Raw genomic sequence first — 17,246 nt, forward strand, 5'->3', positions numbered from 1 at the left:
AGAAAATTGGATATGTCAAGCGTTCAGTTGGACGGCAGCCACACCCCAAGCCGAATGGGAGGTGAAAAGCTAGGCTATCAGGGTAGAAAAAAGGCAAAAACCACCAACAGCATTTTTCTGTGTGATAACCGGGGATAGATGTTGTCAATGGGAAGTCCAAAAAGTGGGTATCATCACGATTTATACGAAATAGAAGGTAGTTTGAAAGAAATCCTGTCACTTCTAAGCGAAGCAGAAATAGATCATAAAGGATTGTTTCTCAATGCTGATGCAGGATTTGACAGTGAGAATTTAAGACACATGTTAGAAAAAGAAAAAATAATCGCCAATATTAAAACCAATCTCAGGAATAATAAAACAGCCAAGAACTATTATTATTTTGAAACTTCTGTAATAACTTGGAATTATTTGCATTATATTGCTCTTGTTATTTTATTCCTCAGAAAACTATAAGTTTAAACAAGTTCATAGCTAAAGACCTTTTTTAACCTAAAAAACACAATTATAAGGAACAAATCTATAAATATGATGAAAAAAAACTTAATGAAAAAAAATGGGTCAGACCAAAGAAAAGAATTTATTAAATTCCTCGCCCACTTTACTGTACTTTCCTTACTGATATTTTTATCCGTTTATCTGTTTTTCAAGAGTTATGCTGTTCAGCGCAATCATATCCAGAACGATATTATAGCCTATAAGCAAATTCTCAATAAACAACAGGCTTTAAAATTAAAAATTGATACCCTTTACTATCAAATGTCACTGCTCAATACAGGCAGGGTCAAAAACGATGTATTCTTGGGAAATTACATCTCCCAAAATATACAACAAACCAGAGATATTATAGGAGCTGATAGCGCTCAGGCATTCAAACATTATTCTTTTTTACTCAACCGATTGGATTCGATTCTTGCATTAAAAAATGAAATTATTGTAATCTCTGACAAGGAACGCCTCGCTTTGCAGGATTTAAATGAATGCACGGGTAAAATCACCAAAGTCTCTAACGAACTCTCCAAAGATCCTACTAGAGGATTTCGTTCAAAATAAATTTACTTTATGGAAATACACTCTTCGCTATCAACACGTGAAAAGCGACATCTGTTTACGTACTTATTAGGTATGTCTATTCTGGCTGGACTTGTATTTGTGATTATAATACTGCGAAATTTCGATTCTCCGTTTTCCAAAACGGACCTGCTGGGAATACAGATGTTAGAACAAAAAAATAAATTTGCCCAACAGCAACTAATTGTAGCCCCCCTACTGAGTGCCTCTTATAAAAAAATAAGCATTCTTAAGCAGGAGACCCCTCAACCTTTTGCCGAAAATGATATTAAAAATAGCATTAATGAGGTGGCCAATTGCTTTGAAAACATCAATATATACGATACCCGAAAAGAAGGTTATCTCCAGATTGCCCAATTCTATAAAATGTACTTTGAAGACAAGAAAATAGCCGCAAAAAAAGCAGAAAATATAAAGCTTTTTCAAAAAGAATTTGAAGAATGTTCTATTGGATTCAAAGATAAAGAACAACAACTCTCCCAAAAAAGAAATGCTATTCTTTCAAGAAGCTCCCGATAAAACATATTTAATGAATGGAAAAGAATAAAGAAGAATATAAAAAAAAGAATACTGTAAAAGTCATTTTTATTGTAGTCAGTATTCTAATAGCCATTGTTTTAATAGGCATATGGCTGCAAAAGAATTTTTTTCATACCGTAGCCGACATTGACGCTAAAGTCTCTCCTACCACCTTGTCCATTGGGGATACTTTATTCTATGCGGATAAATCTGCATTTGCGGCCATTAAAGAATGGAACTTCGGCGATGGAAATATCTCTGTGAATGATAGTGGATACTATTTTTATAAAAAACCAGGCTATTATCAAGTCATGCTTACCCTAAATGGGAAATATAAAAAAGTATTTTCCATTCAGGTTTTAGACAAACCAAAGGCCAACATCAAAGATTCTATTACCAGTATTGAAGCGCCTGCTCAGGCCATGCAGTTTGAAAATGTAATTTTTAGGGCAAAATCTAAAAATGCAAAGTTATTCAGCTGGAAATTTGGAGAAAGTGGTAGCATTGATTCCAAAGAACAAATGGTTATCTATGCCTACCAAAAGCCTGGAGATTATGTGGTGAGTCTTTATACCGATGAAACAGAATATCCTATCACTCAAAAAATTAAAATTTTGCCTTCATTTAAATTAATCAACGACTCAATATCTATAGATAATATATATCAAAAGATTGATGATGATTTCAAGTATCACTTACAGCAAATAGCCAACGGTTCTAGTTTCAATCAACACTATAATTACCTATTGAACAAGTATTTGTGTAAAAACGAGAATGCGCCGATAAAAGTCAATACAAGCAAAATCAATACATTTTACTATTACTGCGCAGGATTACAGTTTGATAAGAACAATATCATTCACAGTGTAAAGGTCAGTTTTGATGGGGAGATGAATTGCGTAACCAAAGTGGATATAATACAAGGCAAATGAGTATAGCGAATAAAATATATAGGTCATTTCTGAACAACACAGTGCTTCTACTGGTATCGGTACTTTTGGCAGGTTGTTCCTTACAAAAAGTAAAATACACACCTCCCCCAGGCGCTTATACAATGGTAGAGCATATAAAATACATAAACGGATTTCCCAAACAAAAGCAACCCTGGGTAGTTTTTTCCGACCGTTCCAATAACAGGATCAACCCAACAGAAAAAGAAGATGCTTCCGCCATGTATAAAGATGCTTCATTCCTCACTCCCTTTATTGTTCTAAACGAGAATAAGGGAATGTACAAAGTAGCCGAATATAAAGAAGCTTTAATAAATGACGGCAAACTCCCTAAATCAAAAGGGCTGAAAGTTTTGGGATGGATACCCGAAGAACGTTTGTTACTCTGGAACAACAGCTTGAAAAACTCTAAAACCGGATTTGTTGCTAAAGCCACTATTGTTATAAATGATTCGGATGTAATCAGGTATTCAGAAAAATATATTGATCATGATTCTATTATGGTATTTTCAGATCCCGACCTGATCAGCAAAGCAAAAAAGAAAGTCAAGATTGGCAGTTTGGTGTACGTCTATAAATATTCTGAAGACAAAAGCAGGGCGCTAATAGGAAAAGAACAAGGATTAATAGCAGATAGTATCCAGAGTAACATCTACGGTTGGGTAAGCAAGAATATGCTGTCCTCGTGGGGAGAACGCTCTTCCCTAAAATTGGTAAAAGATTCTGCACGTGTAGGTATTGGAGTAGAAGATACACTAATTCACCAATTTGCAGTGAGCCCGCAAGAACTGGTTAACAGAAACGGGATAGAAAGCGTCTATCCTAAAATAGACCATAACCGGATTAAGTTTTTTACCAATACCTTCGACTACGATAAAAATAAGATTTACAATGTTTTAGGAAATCCTATTTACTATAAAAGATACAAAAAAATCTTATCAGATAACCAAAAGCTCAACCTTATTTTTGTGTTGGATGTAAGCAAAAATAACAAACTATATATCCCCATTGTTAAATCCTTATTACAGGAATTACAGTTAAACTTCATGCATCCTGACTATTTTACCTCCATAAAATTTGGTGGTGTTGTTTATAAACAAAACAGTTGTGGAATCCGTCCGTTACGCTCTTTTCTAAGCACCAACTACAGAGATATCGCTCTCTTTTTTGAACAGAAAATAGAACAATTAACCTGTAGTGATACAGCCATTATCCAACCGGTTGATAAAGGATTATTATCTGCTGCACAAATGCTGTATGGTGCAGAAAATGAAACCAATATTATCATTTTAATAGGAACTACTGCTGACGAAAGCAGTCAAAGCCAGATTGCAATTAATGCTCTTAGCCGTGCCAATGCAAAAACGGTCTTTTTCCAAACCCAATCCAAATCGGCAGATGCTTATAATGACTTTGTTTTACTCGGCGAAAAAGCGGTTGTGAATAGTGCCAAAAATATTGCTGAACGGAAAAAAGAAAAAATAGTCAATCAGAATGATCTGTTAATAAATAATAGTTACAGTCTGAGCAAAGGAGAAAATGGCATATACTTCTTGGATTTTCCACGCCAGAGTATGACACAGGGTTTTGTATTGTTTCCAAGGAAAGGAGAAACCATGCCTGCAGGTGTATTAAAATCCGCAATCGATACTCTGCTGGTACAGGTAACAAAAGACAACAAACAAATTGACAGTATGCTGACCAAATATTTTCGTTCTGAGATCGGAGTTAATCATACAAGCTTGGCAGCACCTTATCATCATCTATTTCCTTTGACAGACCAATTAATTCCGACACAGGTGGCCGCTTCAGTATTGAACCATAATACCTCTTTTTTAATAGAAGGTCAGTTTAGAGGAGTGCAGAATTCGAGACTGCCAAGCCAAATAGAACAAGGAATATTACTAAACGAACAAGAATATGAACAATTACGCAGTTTTTATACCCATGTTTATAAAGAGGTGCTTTCAAAAGATAAATTCAGCAAAAGAAAAGGGCTAAGAACATACTTGAAAGTTGTTTCTGAGCATAATCCAAGATTGGAAAGAATCAAAAGAAGGAAGCTGAAAAATATGCCGGTGAGTGAATTGATCAAATTCACAACTGGTTTTTCGATAAGTGGGAATTCCTTAATGAATATGACCCCTAAAGAATGGATTAAAAATAAAAAATTGAGTTCAGCATCAGTATTGAAATACTTCGAGCAATACAGAGATATTGCGGCCAGACTTGGAATATCGAAAGGAGATGCTCTCATCAGAATAGATCATGAAGGACAGGTATTTTATTGGCTGAATCACGATTATATTCCGATAATAAAAAACAATTAGCGATGCACTACTTTTTAGACAAAAAACTATTATCAATCATTGAAAACGCAAGAAAAGAACCCGAGCTCAAAATTTCTAATTCAAGTGTATATCAGCCAGACATCGAATTAAAGAAATACATTCAGAATCAATTTCTAAAATCCAGTTTTCACTCATTCGATCATCACTATAAGAACAAAATAGATGTCACTATAAATGTTGTGAACAATACAGATAAAAACAATTTTAATAAATTATTATTAGGGGTACAATGGTTTTTCTAGGACAACCTATATTAAAAAAGAGATTCATAATGAAAGGTTCTGCTATAGGAACATCAATAGCCTCAAAATATTTATCAAAAGCTCTCCCACAGGCTATGCCTGTAAGAATATTAAGTACTAAAATATTGGGAAGAGCAATGGGCAGAGCTGTACCTTATGTGGGTTGAGGATTACTGGTCATCGATATTGTTGAGTCTGTTGTGGAGATATTACAGGATGAAAAAAAACAGATTTTTTTGGGGGTTTTGGTAGCGGTGATTCTTTCGGAGGAGGAGGAACAAGCGGAGCATGGTAACAAAATACTAAAATAATGAACGATTTAAAAGCATTTATCTGTAAGTGCCTAATGATAGAGAAAGATAAAATCTCACAGGACACTTCTGTCAATCAAGACTTGGGATTGTATGGTGAAGAAGCCTTTGAGTTTATCCTGGATTTTTCGAAATCCTTTAACGTCGATATAAGTCATTTTGAATTCCATAAATACTTTAAACCAGAAATGGATGCCATCACGGGCTTTATCGGTTGGAAGGCAGGACTGGAAAAAAAGCGATTACCCCTATTCGTTTCTGATTTAGAAGAGGCCATAAAAAAAGGGGTATTGAATTAATAAAAACAACAAATCTGGAGATAGGCATTGTTATTTGAGCATGATAACCCACATAACGATTCATCAAAAATCGCATTAGAAAAACAAAAACAATATGAACATAATCATTACCAACGAAACAATAAAGCAACTCTTTCATATTGCCCAATCTATCGCAAAAGAAAATTATAATAAGCGATACGGAGCTCCACATTTGCTCCAGGCATTGGTGCACCGTGAAATTGATTTGAGAGGCTTTCTGGAAAATATTGATAAAGATGTCAATTATATTCACGATTGGGCAGACGTACGTATAGAGGATTATCCAAAGGCCACAGAATTTCCATCTATAGTGGAACAGGACGATATTGTAGCGCAAATAACAGAAGCCGCCGATGATGTTCGTTTAAAGCTAGGTTTGGATGAGATAACCCCTATATGTATGATGGCTGCTATTGTAAAGCCGGGTATTGCTTTTTCGGCAGAGCAGTTAAAGTCACTACCGCTCAAAGAGTATGAAATATTCAGCGCTTTTAGCAGTGCCCACCCCACCTTTACACCGGATATTTCAGATATTGCCAGCAGGGGAACAGACAACGGAAGTTTATCATTTCCCGCCATACAAAGCTATTGTATTGATAAAACCGCACAGGCAAGAGCAGGTAAGCTGGATGCTATTATTGGCCGGGAGAAAGAAACCCGTAACCTCATCGAAGTACTGTGCCGCAGAAGCAAACCCAATGTGATTATTGTCGGAGAACCGGGAGTAGGTAAAACCGCTTTGGTAGAAGGACTGGCATATGAAATGGTAAAGGAGAACGTTCCCGCAATGCTGAATAATGCCATTCTGCTGGAACTGGATACAAACTTATTATTTGCGGGTACCGCATATAAAGGCGAAATCGAGGACAGGTTAAAAAAAGTGATTACAGAATGTAAAAAACTGGACAAGGCTATTTTGTTTATAGATGAAATACATATTTTGCTCGATAACAAAGGCAATGGCGGCAATGTGGCCAACCTCATTAAGCCTGAGCTTGCAAGAGGAGAAATAACCGTAATTGGGGCTACTACTCACGAAGAATACCGAAAAATCATAGAACCGGAACAAGCTTTCAACAGACGTTTTGAGGTATTGCCAATTGAGGAACCTGATACAGATACCTGTATAAAGATGATCAGTGTGCTATTAGACCACTATAGATCATACCATGGGATTGAAGTGGAAAAAGAAGCATTGCCCGAATGTGTACGTCTTGCAAAAAGATATGCCAAGGGTAAAAAATTGCCGGATGCAGCTATTGATTTACTCGACCGCACTATGGCTGCCATAAAGATGCTCGATGAACTCTCGACAAAGGAACTTGCCAAATGGAAAGAGGAATACGACCTTAAAATGGCAGCAACATACGAGAATGACAAAGAAAAAATAAAAGAACTGGAATGGATGTACGGACAGCTCCAAAACAGGATCAGCTCAATACTTTGGGGTTCGCTTAAAGAACAACCCGAAATAGACAATACATCATCTGTAGAAGAAATTCAAAATCTTATCCAAGACGTTTATACAGAATTGCTTAGTTATGCCGATATAAAAAGAGAAAAGGTTAGCAAGTTGGAACTAGCGGCGGTAATGGCTGCGAAAACCAATATCCCAATTGGCAAGATTCAGGCCCAGGAAAAGGAAAAATTACTGAATATGGAGTCCCTCCTTTTAAAACGGGTAGTAGGGCAAGATCACGCTTTAAAGATTCTTTCGGATGCGATTATAGAGAATCGCAGCGGCTTAAACAAACCGGGGCAACCGATTGGTTCATTCTTTTTATTAGGCCCCACTGGAACAGGTAAAACGGAATTGGCGAAATCAATAGCGGAATTCTTGTTTAACGACGAAAAAGCCATGATAAGGTTTGATATGTCGGAGTTTAAAGAAGAACATTCTGCCGCTTTATTATATGGTGCACCTCCGGGATATATAGGATATGAAGAAGGGGGCATGTTGGTGAATAAAATTCGCCAGCAACCCTACGCCGTTGTTTTATTCGATGAGATAGAAAAAGCACATCCATCTGTTTTTGATGTATTCCTGCAAATAATGGACGAAGGGAAAATTCATGATAAATTAGGTAAAGAGGGAGATTTTAGTAATGCTCTTATCTTATTTACCTCTAATATTGGAAGCCCCACTATTGTTGAAAAATTCGAGCAGAATATCATCCCTTCTTCCTCGGACCTAATGCAGATTATGACAGGTCATTTTCGTCCAGAATTTCTGGCAAGGATTACGGAAATCATTCCCTTTGCGCCCATATCCGAGCAAATGGCGGAAAAAATTTTTAAAATACAACTGCAATCCTTACAACATTCTCTTTTGCGTTTGGGTATAGATTTTTCCATTAGTGAGGCAGCTTCTCACCATCTGGCAATTACAGGGTTTAGCAGTAAATATGGTGCACGACAAATCGGTGGGGTTATCCGCTCTCAACTCGCAAGACCTATCTCAAAAAAAATCGTATCGGAAGAGGTGAAAAGCGGGCAAAGCATATCGGTATCTTGGAATAACGAAGACCAGAAAATAAGTTGGAATATAAATTAAAAAATAGCACTCAATGATGTTTAATGTGGCATATGGTTTACTATTAGGTTTCTTCTTCTCCCTGTTTTGCGGAAAGGCATACCCACAGGAATTTCCTGGTGTGGTAAAGGTTTCAAAAGAGCGGAAACAAGCCTACCAAGCCCTTCTCCTTCAGAATAAAACTGTCGTGGCATTTATTGAAAATACCTTATTACAAAACGGCTTACCCAAAGTGCTTAGAAATCTCTCTTTAATAGAATCGGGATTTAATAAAAATATTGTTTCCTCTGCCAGGGCAGGTGGAATGTGGCAATTTATGGAAGCACACGCTGCCCGATATGGATTAAAAAGCGAAGACCGTTTTGATGTTTACCACAGCACCCTGACGGCTATGAAATCTCTGAAAAATCTGTACGCAAAATATAAAAACTGGCTTAGCGTTGTTGCAGCCTATAATTGCGGTGAAGGGAATATAAAGAAAGCCATGGATAAAGCAAAATCTGACAGGTATGAAAAGTTTTATGTCTATCTCCCAGCAGAAACAATACATCATGTTCACAAGTTTATGGAGGTATGCTCTGTTACCCATGAATTGGATTTTATAATAACCGACTATAAAATATCCGGGTTTAAGCCCAATCCTAAACCTGAAAACAAACCGGATAAACAGAAAAAGAATCCCGCACTGGCTTCAACAGAGATTAACACCGCCTACAACCTGAATATCATTGCAAAAGAAATGCATATAACACGTGCCGATTTGGATCAATGGAACCCTTCCATTGAAAACGAACTTATAAAAAGCGGTATCGCCATGCTTTATTTGCCAATAGATAAGATGCCTGACTTTTTATTGCTGAAAAACATCATACTGAATCGTTCATTGCAAACAAGTGTAGATGATGATTAAAAAAAACTATAAAATGCCATTTGACCCCGAAAGCTTGATGCGGGAAGACAGTTCTATGCAAATGTGTAGTATGGCAGAAAGCATAGCACATAATCTCATGCTCTTGATAATCACAAAAAAAAGAGAGAACAGATTTGATTTTGACTATGGCAATGCGGTATGGGATATAGAGTTTGAAAATGCCATTACCACCGTAGAATGGGAATTTGTATTTATTGAAAGCATGCAAGAGCAGATTAAAAAATATGAGCCGAGAATATATGCCCCTAAAATAGAGGTTCATATTGAATACGTGGAACATTCTTATGAGACAAAAAGATTCAGTGAAATTAAAAAGAAAGCAAAAATTGCCATTAATGCCAAACTAACGGAAACTGGAGAAACTTTCAGTTTTGTAACAGAATTATTTTTGAGTCCGATGTCTGTTGATTAAAAAAAGAAATGTTATGAATGAAAAAATAAATGTACACTCAAAAGAATCAATAAAGGCTCGCATGTTGCAGAATGCTGCAAAAATATGGGGACTAAAAAACACCAGCTCCATAGATCCTTTTGTCCGGTTATTGATAGAAGCATTTAGCGCTGAACTATTTAGGGCTAATATTGAAGTACATTCTACTGAGCAGCGCATACTGGAGCGATTGGCAAAGATCTTAACCCCTTCCGTATATACACATCCTCAGCCAGCACATGCCATCGGGACAACATTACCTCTCGAGTCAATAGAAATATTGCCTGCAAACAGTGAGTTTGTTATAGAAAGACAATTTTCATCTTCATCAAAAACGGCATCTGACATTCAAATTGATATCCCCTTTACGCCTGTCGGAAATATGGTATTAACCAAGATGCATGTAGATGTTTTATGGATGGGCAATACCTTCTTTACTCTTGATAGAAACTACAATAAAATTCCTATCGCCCTCACCAACAATAATCCGCTGGCTTATAATAGAGTAAAAATGGGGATTGATGTATCTATGTACACTAACGAAGAACTCCCGGACAAGCTTAGCTTCTACTGTACAAATCCGACATTTGAGCACATTGATTTTGTTTTTAAACTATTAGCATTTGTAAACATTAAAAATCACGATAATGAGCTCCCAGTAAGTTCAGGATTGACTTATGCAGGCACCTTGGAAGTCTCTGGTTATGAAGAGATCTTTAATGCGCAAAATATACATACAAAGATTGAAGAAAACATCAAAAATATCTACAAAGAAAAATTTATTGAAGTTTCGGGTATTAAAAAAGCCATTATTGAAGAAGGTATTCCAGACGATTTAATACCTTTTACTAATAATACGGCGGTAAAAAAGCATTTATCACAAAAAAAATACATCTGGTTAGATATTGATTTCCCGCCTCAATATTCAGCAGAGATCTTGGAAAATTTCTCTTTTCTATTAAATGCATTTCCAGTTTACAACCGGGGTTGGAGAAGCAATGAAAGCTCATTAGACATCATGGGAAACAACATTCCACTCGCCACAAATGTAGGGGAACACTTTTTATATGTAGAAAATGTTATCGACGACCATGGAAACCAATATAGTGAAATCCCATTTTCTGAATCTGCTGAGTTAAGGAGAGGGCTTTATACAGTCCGGTCAGGAGGGATGGAACGCTTTACCACACGAAATGCCGTGGATATGATCTCGAATTTGCTCGAATTGACAAGAGATGAGGTAGCCGCATTTGGCATACTTGAAAAAGACGAAGTTTCGAATGTATTGACAAACATGACAACGCAAATGAAGCTTTTGGAAAAGAAAGTCAACAGTATAAAACAAAGTGAAGTCCATCAACTTAATTATGTTATTGTTGATTTAATTGCTGATGTAAACAATATAAAAGCCGACTACTGGGTAAGCCATTGTGAATTGGCAAACAATATTCGGGCAGGAAGTGAACTGGCAATGCTAAAACTCTCTCATTCCAGTGTTTTCAGAAACCTGACACTTCTGACGGAAACACTGGGCGGTCATGAAGATCAAAAAGGGAGCAACGCTGTTGAGGCTTATAAATATGCATTGACAACAAGGGACAGACTGATCACGATTGAAGATATTAAAAGCTACTGCCAATTTGTATTGAGAAACCCCATGAAATCCGTTGAGGTGCGAAGGGTAACCATCATCAGCAGCAAGCCTAAGGAAGGCTTTATCAGGGCTATAGAAATCGAGATTATACCCGATGACTATCATTATTGGGGTAAAAAATACTGGGATCATCAAGCCGTAGCCCTCAAACATCAAATCATGTCAAGGGGCATTGATGGAGTAGAATATATTGTAAAAATTAAAAAAGAGCTCAACGATGAATAATATATACGACATTACGGATACGATCAAGCATCACAATACATTATATACAGATTACAAAGCAGAAGTAATGGCGCTTAATCTGATGAAATATTATCAGGTGGATAAAGTCTATCTAAAACGATTAGGCAGTAACAACAGATCTTTCAATAAAGACGTTCATACCATCAGTAGCTACGTTTATGATTTAGATGAAATGGTGGTTCATATTACTTCGTTCAGAGAAGGAATATATGATTATTTACCGGAAGGGCTATTTCATCCGCCATCACTTGGCAGTTACAAAAGTAGGATTGATGATATGATCGCTCAAATACGCAGGCAAAAGAAAGTTGAAGCATCTGCCAGAGAGTTTTTCCAGCCATTCGAATTAGAGCTTTTCTTCCTGGAAATGAATGCCCTGGCTAAAGAGAATGAATTTGAGATTATAGAAAGTGCAGAGCTACTTCTAACCAAATTCCAAGAGCTATGGCCCTTATTGAATCGCTTGGATAAAGATACCGCTAAAATATTTATCTATATGCTGCCTTTTTTCCATACCGTAAGAGGACGAAAAGATTGGCTTGAGAAATGCCTCAGTGCATTTTTACAAATTCCTGTACAAATTCGTTTTACACCCAACCATGTAAATGATATTAAAGAGGCATCTGATGCCATTTCTCTTTCTAATTATCAGTTGGGGATTTCAATGGTATTAAGCGGAGAGCATATGAATGGGGAGCGCAACTGGGCAATTCATTATGGTACAATCCCCTATCAGCATATTGCCAAGTATGTACCCAATTCTGACCTCAGAAAATTGCTCAGGATTTTGTATGCACATTGTCTTCCCGCAACGGTTGAGGCGGAAGAACATTTTGTAACCGAAAAAAACGATAGATCTTTTGTATTAGATGAACATCAGGATACCGGCAGGCTGGGGTATTCCACATTTTTATAGACCAAAAAAAATTAATTGATCAAGTTTTTAATATGAATACAGTTGAAATAAAAAGCATTTTTTTAAAATACATTTTACTTCCGTTAATTGTGATAATATTGGCGGTAGCACTTGGGTATCTAAAGAAAAAAACACCTAAAATAAAAGGAAAAGTCTTAATCGTCTATGTACTGGTTGCAGGATTATGTTTGGCATTGCCCGGATTTTTAGGATTCTCGGGGAATAATTTTAATCCGTATTGGTATTTATTCTCCATGCTGATCTATCTGCTATTGGGCATTCTTCATGTAAACCTTGTAAGTCGGTATTTTAATGACCCTGCTGTCCCTTTAGGATTTCTTTCTATTTTTGAGAGCCTAATCACCATTACTTGCATGCTGGTCGGTGCTTATCTTTTCTTTTTAATATTCAACTGGATCAGCCCGTTTAAGGGGTATGCTGTAATGGCCGCTACTTCAATTTCTATTTTCATCATTCCATTGGCCTTCTATTACTGCTATATCCAATATATCAATATTCCGTTTGATATTTATAAAACCTGGCAAACACCTTCGGAAGCCGAAACAATTGATTTTGAGAAGATAGAATTTAAAAACCTCCTGTTGCTAAATCTTGAACTGAGCAATACTGTTGAAAATGGGAAAAAATCACGTATTGATGCAAAAGCACCTTCAGAAGGCATATCTTTTGGCGATTGGTTTTATAGGGTAATGATAGATTATAACTGGAAATATCCCCATAATACGATTCAATTACAAAACACTGAAAAAGAGCCGTACTCCTGGATTTTTTATACCAAAAAATCGATATTTCACTTTAGAAAATTCGTAGATTTTGATAAAAGTATGCTAGAAAACAATATAACAGAGCGCACTACTATCATTTGTAAACGGGTTATAAACTACGAATTAGAAAATATTAAAACATTAAAGCAAACTCAATAAAAACTGATTAATATGATACAACCGATAAAAAATCATGCCGTGAACTGGGCAGACGGAATGAAAGTCTCCGAAAGACATTTGAAGGCTCACGACAATTTTATACAGGATACAATCAGGGATTCTAATTCTTTAGGTTGTAATAGCTTTAACTACGGTTTGCTGCCAATATCTATGGAAAAAAATAATGAAGAGTCCATATTTGATGTTTACAGCTCTCCAACAAAAGATGTCCAATTGGTTATAAAACATTGTAGTGCTTTAACCTTGGCTGGTTATCGTATAGCGCTATCCGATTACAAGACGAACATTAAATCATTAATGAAATCCGCAGAGGGCCATGAGGAAGGTATAGGTGAATCTTTTTACATACTGGTTTCATCCGATCCTTTCCAGCGTGTACCTTTTGGGGATATTGATTCAGACGAAATCCCTCCCCGACACCCCTTCACAGATACAAAATATACGATTGAGCTAATCCCCGAATCTACTCTAGCCAGTACTGGGGGTAACTACATTATCATCGGCAAAGTAAATATAAAGGGAGATATTGCGGAAGCGGATCAGAATTTCATTCCCCCATGTACCAATATTCACAGCCACCCTGCATTGCTTTCGTATTATAACTCATTTGCCAAATCTATGGGCAATTTACAACAGTATGCGCTGACAATTATTCAGAAAGCCATAAACACAAATCAAAATTCGGTCTTGGCCAATAATGTCAAAACATTATGCCATTCATTGATCAATCACATTGCTCATGTTTACTTCAATTACAGGAATATCGTGCCTCATCAACCTCCTATATATATGATTGAGGTCTTTTCGGGTATGGCATTACATATTTATTATAGCACCCAGGTTTTAGCAAAAGGAGAACTGGAAGAAATGCTAAACTATTCTTATGAATGGAGTGATGTAGCTCCCCATACCCTCCTAAACCAGCTTTCGGCAGTTACTGAAATCAACTATAACCATAACAATTGTGGAGAACACCTGCACGAAATACAACGATTGCTAAAAAGTCTTGAAATTATTTTCAGTAAGCTCAGCAGCCTTGATTATATAGGGCAACGAAAAGAAAATATTATTGTCAATGAGCAGGATATTACCCCGACAAACAAAATTAAAAAAGGCTGGAGCCTTTTGGATTAAAAATTAAAACGCTAAAAATATGATAAGCTTTAAAAAACTCATACAGCTTGTTAAAAACAAGATACGCGGCGCGCCTGAAATACGACAAAAAGAAAAAAAAAAATTTAATAACATAAATGTTCAATCACAAAATCGAAAAATCATGACAATGTTCAATTATGGTGTTGGTGGTAACGAAGTAAAAGTAGATGCCAACGAAGCAATTCAGGAAATCCAGGAAAACAAAACTTTGCTGGTGAGCAAATTAACCACCGACGAACCGGTATCACCTGAGATTACAAAAGGTCTAAAAACGGTAGAAGATGTATTTCATCATTTCAGGCCATCCGTAGTGGTGGACCTCGAAACCGCCGAGGGCGAAACAGTAAGCGAAGAGTTTACATTTAACAAGCTTGGAGACTTCACGCCCAAAAACCTAATCCAGAACTCAGACTTTCTTAAAAACTTAAGTGTTGAGCAGGAGCAATACAATACCATTATCCGGCAGTTACGCAACAATAAGGTATTGAATAATATGCTGACAGATGAACCATCTAAAACCGCGTTTATAGAAGCGCTTCGTACAGTCGCTACAGAATTGGAAAATCACAAGGAAAATTAATTTAAAAAAACAAAATTATGTCAAAAACACAAAACGCCGCTACAGTACAAAAGCAACAAGATACCGCCACAGGGCAATCTCCTAATGTATTGGCTAAAATGGGTGGATTCAGCTTTGTTGAATCTATTGTGGATGGAATTGCCAATATGAATCCCGAAAGAAAAGCAAGAAAGCAAATCTTTCTCACTGATAGCAATAAAGAAGCCGAAAGAAAAGAGCTCTTAAAAAAAATCAATCTATGGATTGATTTATTACAGACCAACGAATCTACTAATAAAATGGTCGAGACCTGTAAATCTAAGGCCAATACAGCCTCCCATACCTTAAAAAAGAATCTAAAAAACACTTTGGAACAAACACGTGAGTTGGAAACATCTTACAGAACCGTAGCCCAATTCTATAAAAATACCGAACTGGACAAGGTGGACAATGTACACATTATCAATGCTTCCTTAGAGCAGTTAAAAGATTTGGACAACCCTGTTTTTATCAACCATATTGCTGCGGAATTTAAACAATACTTCGATAGGCTGGATTTAAGAGACAACTATTCCATTTTTGCCATTCCGGGCTACTTAGGTTCTAATAAAGTGATCGAAAAATGGGCGAAAATCTGTAATGAAAACAAAGTTACACTGGTGACCGATTTTGCCGATTTAGACAAGCCCGACGATGTGGTAGACTTATTTCATAGTGCCAATCTTACAGGAGGAGAATTGCACAGAAGCAATGTCATCATGACCTGCAACTGGTTAGTAGGCAGAGGAAAAGCCGAAGAAGTAGGCGAAGAAGAAAGTATTTACCTCCCCCCTTCCACCTCTTTAGCGGGTAAAATTCACAAAACATTAATGTCGCAGGTGGCTGCTGGTAAAAAGCACGGAAGCATCAATGAGGTAAATGCCGTAAAATTCGAACTGAAGAAAAGCGAAATCTCCCAACTAGAGAAAATGGGTTTGGTTCCCATGGTAAACGAATATGGTAAGATTATGGCTTTCTCTGCTAAAACACTGTTTACAGGAGACAATATCGGACTGCAAACCTATTCAGTAGTCCGCGTATTTGACTATGTAACCAAAGTTTTACTGGACTTCCTAAACAGAAGAGCCTTTGAAAACTGGACAGCAAAAAATGAAGATGATCTCAGAAAACAAATCGTACGTTTCTTAGACAGCATAAAAGGAGCAGATAAACTCATCGAAAAATTTAAGATTGTACGTTTTGAACAGGACAAACATCAAAAAGACAGAGTTTGGCTGGACATAAGGCTCACCCCCTATTTTCCGGCTAAATCTTTTGTAATCAAGCTTGACGGACACAAAGGAGAAGACGGAAATGAGTGGGATGCCGAATATCTGCAAGAATAAGCACCACGCCTCATCTATATTAGTCTCATTTAAAGAGCAGGATGCTAATAAAATATTCCTGTTTACTCACCTATGAAACATTATTCAAATTTAATACCGGTAATACTCAGCATGAGTAGTTTTATACTAAGCAGCGGCTTATGCAGTTGTAGCGACAAAGCACCCAATACTATAAATGCTGAGGAAAATACCGGCGGGAAAATACAAAGCTTCAACCTTTTTCCAAAAGACCTATTGGTATATGACAATACGGGAAAATTATCTTTAGATCAAGCTTTTGCTAGGAGTACTCAGGTAATACGCACCGCTGAGATCAAACAAATCGACCACTCGAATAAGCGCGGTGTAAAAGACTTTTATCTCTATAAGGTTGATAGGGGAAAATTTGAAAAATCCGAGGAGAGGAGTAAACATAAATTTCCCCTTCTATTTCTCTCTGAACAGCAACTCTTCAAGGGCAAAAGATCACAGGATTCAGCCTATATATTCTTAGTTCCCCTTGAGCAGTATAAAGTGTTAAAAAAAAATATAAACATTCAATACAAATGGCTAGATGAAGCTCCTTTTTTAAATCGTTAAAACAACATAAAATTATCGTAGTATTACTACACTTTTTAAATATGTTTACTAATAATTAGGAGAAATGATACGGGGTATATAACTTTGGTCATTATCAAAACCATACAAACAATCAAAAACATTAAATGATGG

The 17,246-nt window shown here is 36.7% G+C and carries 18 protein-coding genes; all 18 read left to right on the forward strand.

Annotated features, from left to right (window positions below; all coding sequences use genetic code 11):
- Positions 1–147 precede the first annotated feature (147 nt).
- A complete protein-coding gene (locus GNY06_RS13395; RefSeq protein WP_176589927.1) occupies positions 148–453 on the forward strand; it encodes a hypothetical protein in 306 nt (101 codons plus the stop codon).
- 90 nt (positions 454–543) lie between these two features.
- On the forward strand, positions 544–1,050 hold the full coding sequence (gene tssO, locus GNY06_RS00940) for a type VI secretion system TssO (protein ID WP_166518395.1): 507 nt from the start codon (positions 544–546) through the stop codon (positions 1,048–1,050).
- A 9-nt stretch (positions 1,051–1,059) separates the two neighbouring features.
- Positions 1,060–1,587, forward strand: coding sequence for a type VI secretion system transmembrane protein TssO (locus GNY06_RS00945; protein ID WP_166518396.1), 528 nt, complete (start codon positions 1,060–1,062; stop codon positions 1,585–1,587).
- 14 nt (positions 1,588–1,601) lie between these two features.
- Positions 1,602–2,519, forward strand: coding sequence for a PKD domain-containing protein (locus GNY06_RS00950; protein ID WP_166518397.1), 918 nt, complete (start codon positions 1,602–1,604; stop codon positions 2,517–2,519).
- On the forward strand, positions 2,516–4,867 hold the full coding sequence (tssR, locus tag GNY06_RS00955) for a type VI secretion system protein TssR domain-containing protein (protein ID WP_166518398.1): 2,352 nt from the start codon (positions 2,516–2,518) through the stop codon (positions 4,865–4,867). Before GNY06_RS00950 ends, tssR begins: the two co-directional genes overlap by 4 nt.
- Positions 4,868–4,869: 2 nt before the next feature.
- Entirely contained in the window at positions 4,870–5,130 is a 261-nt protein-coding gene (locus tag GNY06_RS00960; protein ID WP_166518399.1) for a hypothetical protein, read from the forward strand.
- 29 nt (positions 5,131–5,159) lie between these two features.
- The gene (locus GNY06_RS00965) at positions 5,160–5,297 is read left to right on the forward strand and encodes a hypothetical protein (protein WP_166518400.1); all 138 of its coding nucleotides are present in this window, start codon (positions 5,160–5,162) and stop codon (positions 5,295–5,297) included.
- Between the two features lie 143 nt (positions 5,298–5,440).
- On the forward strand, positions 5,441–5,740 hold the full coding sequence (locus tag GNY06_RS00970; protein ID WP_166518401.1) for a DUF1493 family protein: 300 nt from the start codon (positions 5,441–5,443) through the stop codon (positions 5,738–5,740).
- Between the two features lie 94 nt (positions 5,741–5,834).
- Complete coding sequence (locus GNY06_RS00975; protein WP_166518402.1) at positions 5,835–8,315, forward strand: ATP-dependent Clp protease ATP-binding subunit; 2,481 nt, start codon at positions 5,835–5,837, stop codon at positions 8,313–8,315.
- Positions 8,316–8,328: 13 nt separating this feature from the next.
- Positions 8,329–9,204: a lytic transglycosylase domain-containing protein gene (locus GNY06_RS00980; RefSeq protein ID WP_166518403.1), complete on the forward strand. Its 876-nt coding sequence runs from the start codon at positions 8,329–8,331 to the stop codon at positions 9,202–9,204.
- Positions 9,194–9,637, forward strand: a complete 444-nt coding sequence (locus GNY06_RS00985) for a GPW/gp25 family protein (protein WP_244614322.1) — start codon at positions 9,194–9,196, stop codon at positions 9,635–9,637. The genes GNY06_RS00980 and GNY06_RS00985 overlap by 11 nt, the downstream gene beginning before the upstream one ends.
- Before the next feature lie 13 nt (positions 9,638–9,650).
- Entirely contained in the window at positions 9,651–11,534 is a 1,884-nt protein-coding gene (locus GNY06_RS00990) for a type VI secretion system baseplate subunit TssF (protein WP_166518404.1), read from the forward strand.
- Entirely contained in the window at positions 11,527–12,471 is a 945-nt protein-coding gene (locus GNY06_RS00995; protein ID WP_166518405.1) for a type VI secretion system baseplate subunit TssG, read from the forward strand. Before GNY06_RS00990 ends, GNY06_RS00995 begins: the two co-directional genes overlap by 8 nt.
- Positions 12,472–12,503: 32 nt before the next feature.
- The gene (locus GNY06_RS01000) at positions 12,504–13,415 is read left to right on the forward strand and encodes a TssN family type VI secretion system protein (RefSeq protein ID WP_166518406.1); all 912 of its coding nucleotides are present in this window, start codon (positions 12,504–12,506) and stop codon (positions 13,413–13,415) included.
- 12 nt (positions 13,416–13,427) lie between these two features.
- Positions 13,428–14,570: a type VI secretion system baseplate subunit TssK gene (locus GNY06_RS01005; protein ID WP_166518407.1), complete on the forward strand. Its 1,143-nt coding sequence runs from the start codon at positions 13,428–13,430 to the stop codon at positions 14,568–14,570.
- Positions 14,571–14,718: 148 nt separating this feature from the next.
- Entirely contained in the window at positions 14,719–15,171 is a 453-nt protein-coding gene (locus tag GNY06_RS01010) for a type VI secretion system contractile sheath small subunit (RefSeq protein ID WP_244614323.1), read from the forward strand.
- Between the two features lie 17 nt (positions 15,172–15,188).
- On the forward strand, positions 15,189–16,535 hold the full coding sequence (locus GNY06_RS01015) for a DUF5458 family protein (RefSeq protein WP_166518409.1): 1,347 nt from the start codon (positions 15,189–15,191) through the stop codon (positions 16,533–16,535).
- 111 nt (positions 16,536–16,646) lie between these two features.
- On the forward strand, positions 16,647–17,114 hold the full coding sequence (locus GNY06_RS01020) for a hypothetical protein (protein WP_166518410.1): 468 nt from the start codon (positions 16,647–16,649) through the stop codon (positions 17,112–17,114).
- Positions 17,115–17,246 lie beyond the last annotated feature (132 nt).

This window comes from Elizabethkingia argenteiflava, from assembly GCF_009904105.1.
GTDB lineage: Bacteria > Bacteroidota > Bacteroidia > Flavobacteriales > Weeksellaceae > Elizabethkingia > Elizabethkingia argenteiflava.

What these genes read in the sequence shown, in the direction of transcription:
- GNY06_RS13395 (WP_176589927.1), top strand. Translation starts at nt 148, where the DNA reads ATGGGAAGTCCAAAAAGTGGGTATCATCACGATTTATACGAAATAGAA.
- tssO (WP_166518395.1), top strand. Translation starts at nt 544, where the DNA reads ATGAAAAAAAATGGGTCAGACCAAAGAAAAGAATTTATTAAATTCCTC.
- GNY06_RS00945 (WP_166518396.1), top strand. Translation starts at nt 1,060, where the DNA reads ATGGAAATACACTCTTCGCTATCAACACGTGAAAAGCGACATCTGTTT.
- GNY06_RS00950 (WP_166518397.1), top strand. Translation starts at nt 1,602, where the DNA reads ATGGAAAAGAATAAAGAAGAATATAAAAAAAAGAATACTGTAAAAGTC.
- tssR (WP_166518398.1), top strand. Translation starts at nt 2,516, where the DNA reads ATGAGTATAGCGAATAAAATATATAGGTCATTTCTGAACAACACAGTG.
- GNY06_RS00960 (WP_166518399.1), top strand. Translation starts at nt 4,870, where the DNA reads ATGCACTACTTTTTAGACAAAAAACTATTATCAATCATTGAAAACGCA.
- GNY06_RS00965 (WP_166518400.1), top strand. Translation starts at nt 5,160, where the DNA reads ATGAAAGGTTCTGCTATAGGAACATCAATAGCCTCAAAATATTTATCA.
- GNY06_RS00970 (WP_166518401.1), top strand. Translation starts at nt 5,441, where the DNA reads ATGAACGATTTAAAAGCATTTATCTGTAAGTGCCTAATGATAGAGAAA.
- GNY06_RS00975 (WP_166518402.1), top strand. Translation starts at nt 5,835, where the DNA reads ATGAACATAATCATTACCAACGAAACAATAAAGCAACTCTTTCATATT.
- GNY06_RS00980 (WP_166518403.1), top strand. Translation starts at nt 8,329, where the DNA reads ATGATGTTTAATGTGGCATATGGTTTACTATTAGGTTTCTTCTTCTCC.
- GNY06_RS00985 (WP_244614322.1), top strand. Translation starts at nt 9,194, where the DNA reads ATGATGATTAAAAAAAACTATAAAATGCCATTTGACCCCGAAAGCTTG.
- GNY06_RS00990 (WP_166518404.1), top strand. Translation starts at nt 9,651, where the DNA reads ATGAATGAAAAAATAAATGTACACTCAAAAGAATCAATAAAGGCTCGC.
- GNY06_RS00995 (WP_166518405.1), top strand. Translation starts at nt 11,527, where the DNA reads ATGAATAATATATACGACATTACGGATACGATCAAGCATCACAATACA.
- GNY06_RS01000 (WP_166518406.1), top strand. Translation starts at nt 12,504, where the DNA reads ATGAATACAGTTGAAATAAAAAGCATTTTTTTAAAATACATTTTACTT.
- GNY06_RS01005 (WP_166518407.1), top strand. Translation starts at nt 13,428, where the DNA reads ATGATACAACCGATAAAAAATCATGCCGTGAACTGGGCAGACGGAATG.
- GNY06_RS01010 (WP_244614323.1), top strand. Translation starts at nt 14,719, where the DNA reads ATGTTCAATTATGGTGTTGGTGGTAACGAAGTAAAAGTAGATGCCAAC.
- GNY06_RS01015 (WP_166518409.1), top strand. Translation starts at nt 15,189, where the DNA reads ATGTCAAAAACACAAAACGCCGCTACAGTACAAAAGCAACAAGATACC.
- GNY06_RS01020 (WP_166518410.1), top strand. Translation starts at nt 16,647, where the DNA reads ATGAGTAGTTTTATACTAAGCAGCGGCTTATGCAGTTGTAGCGACAAA.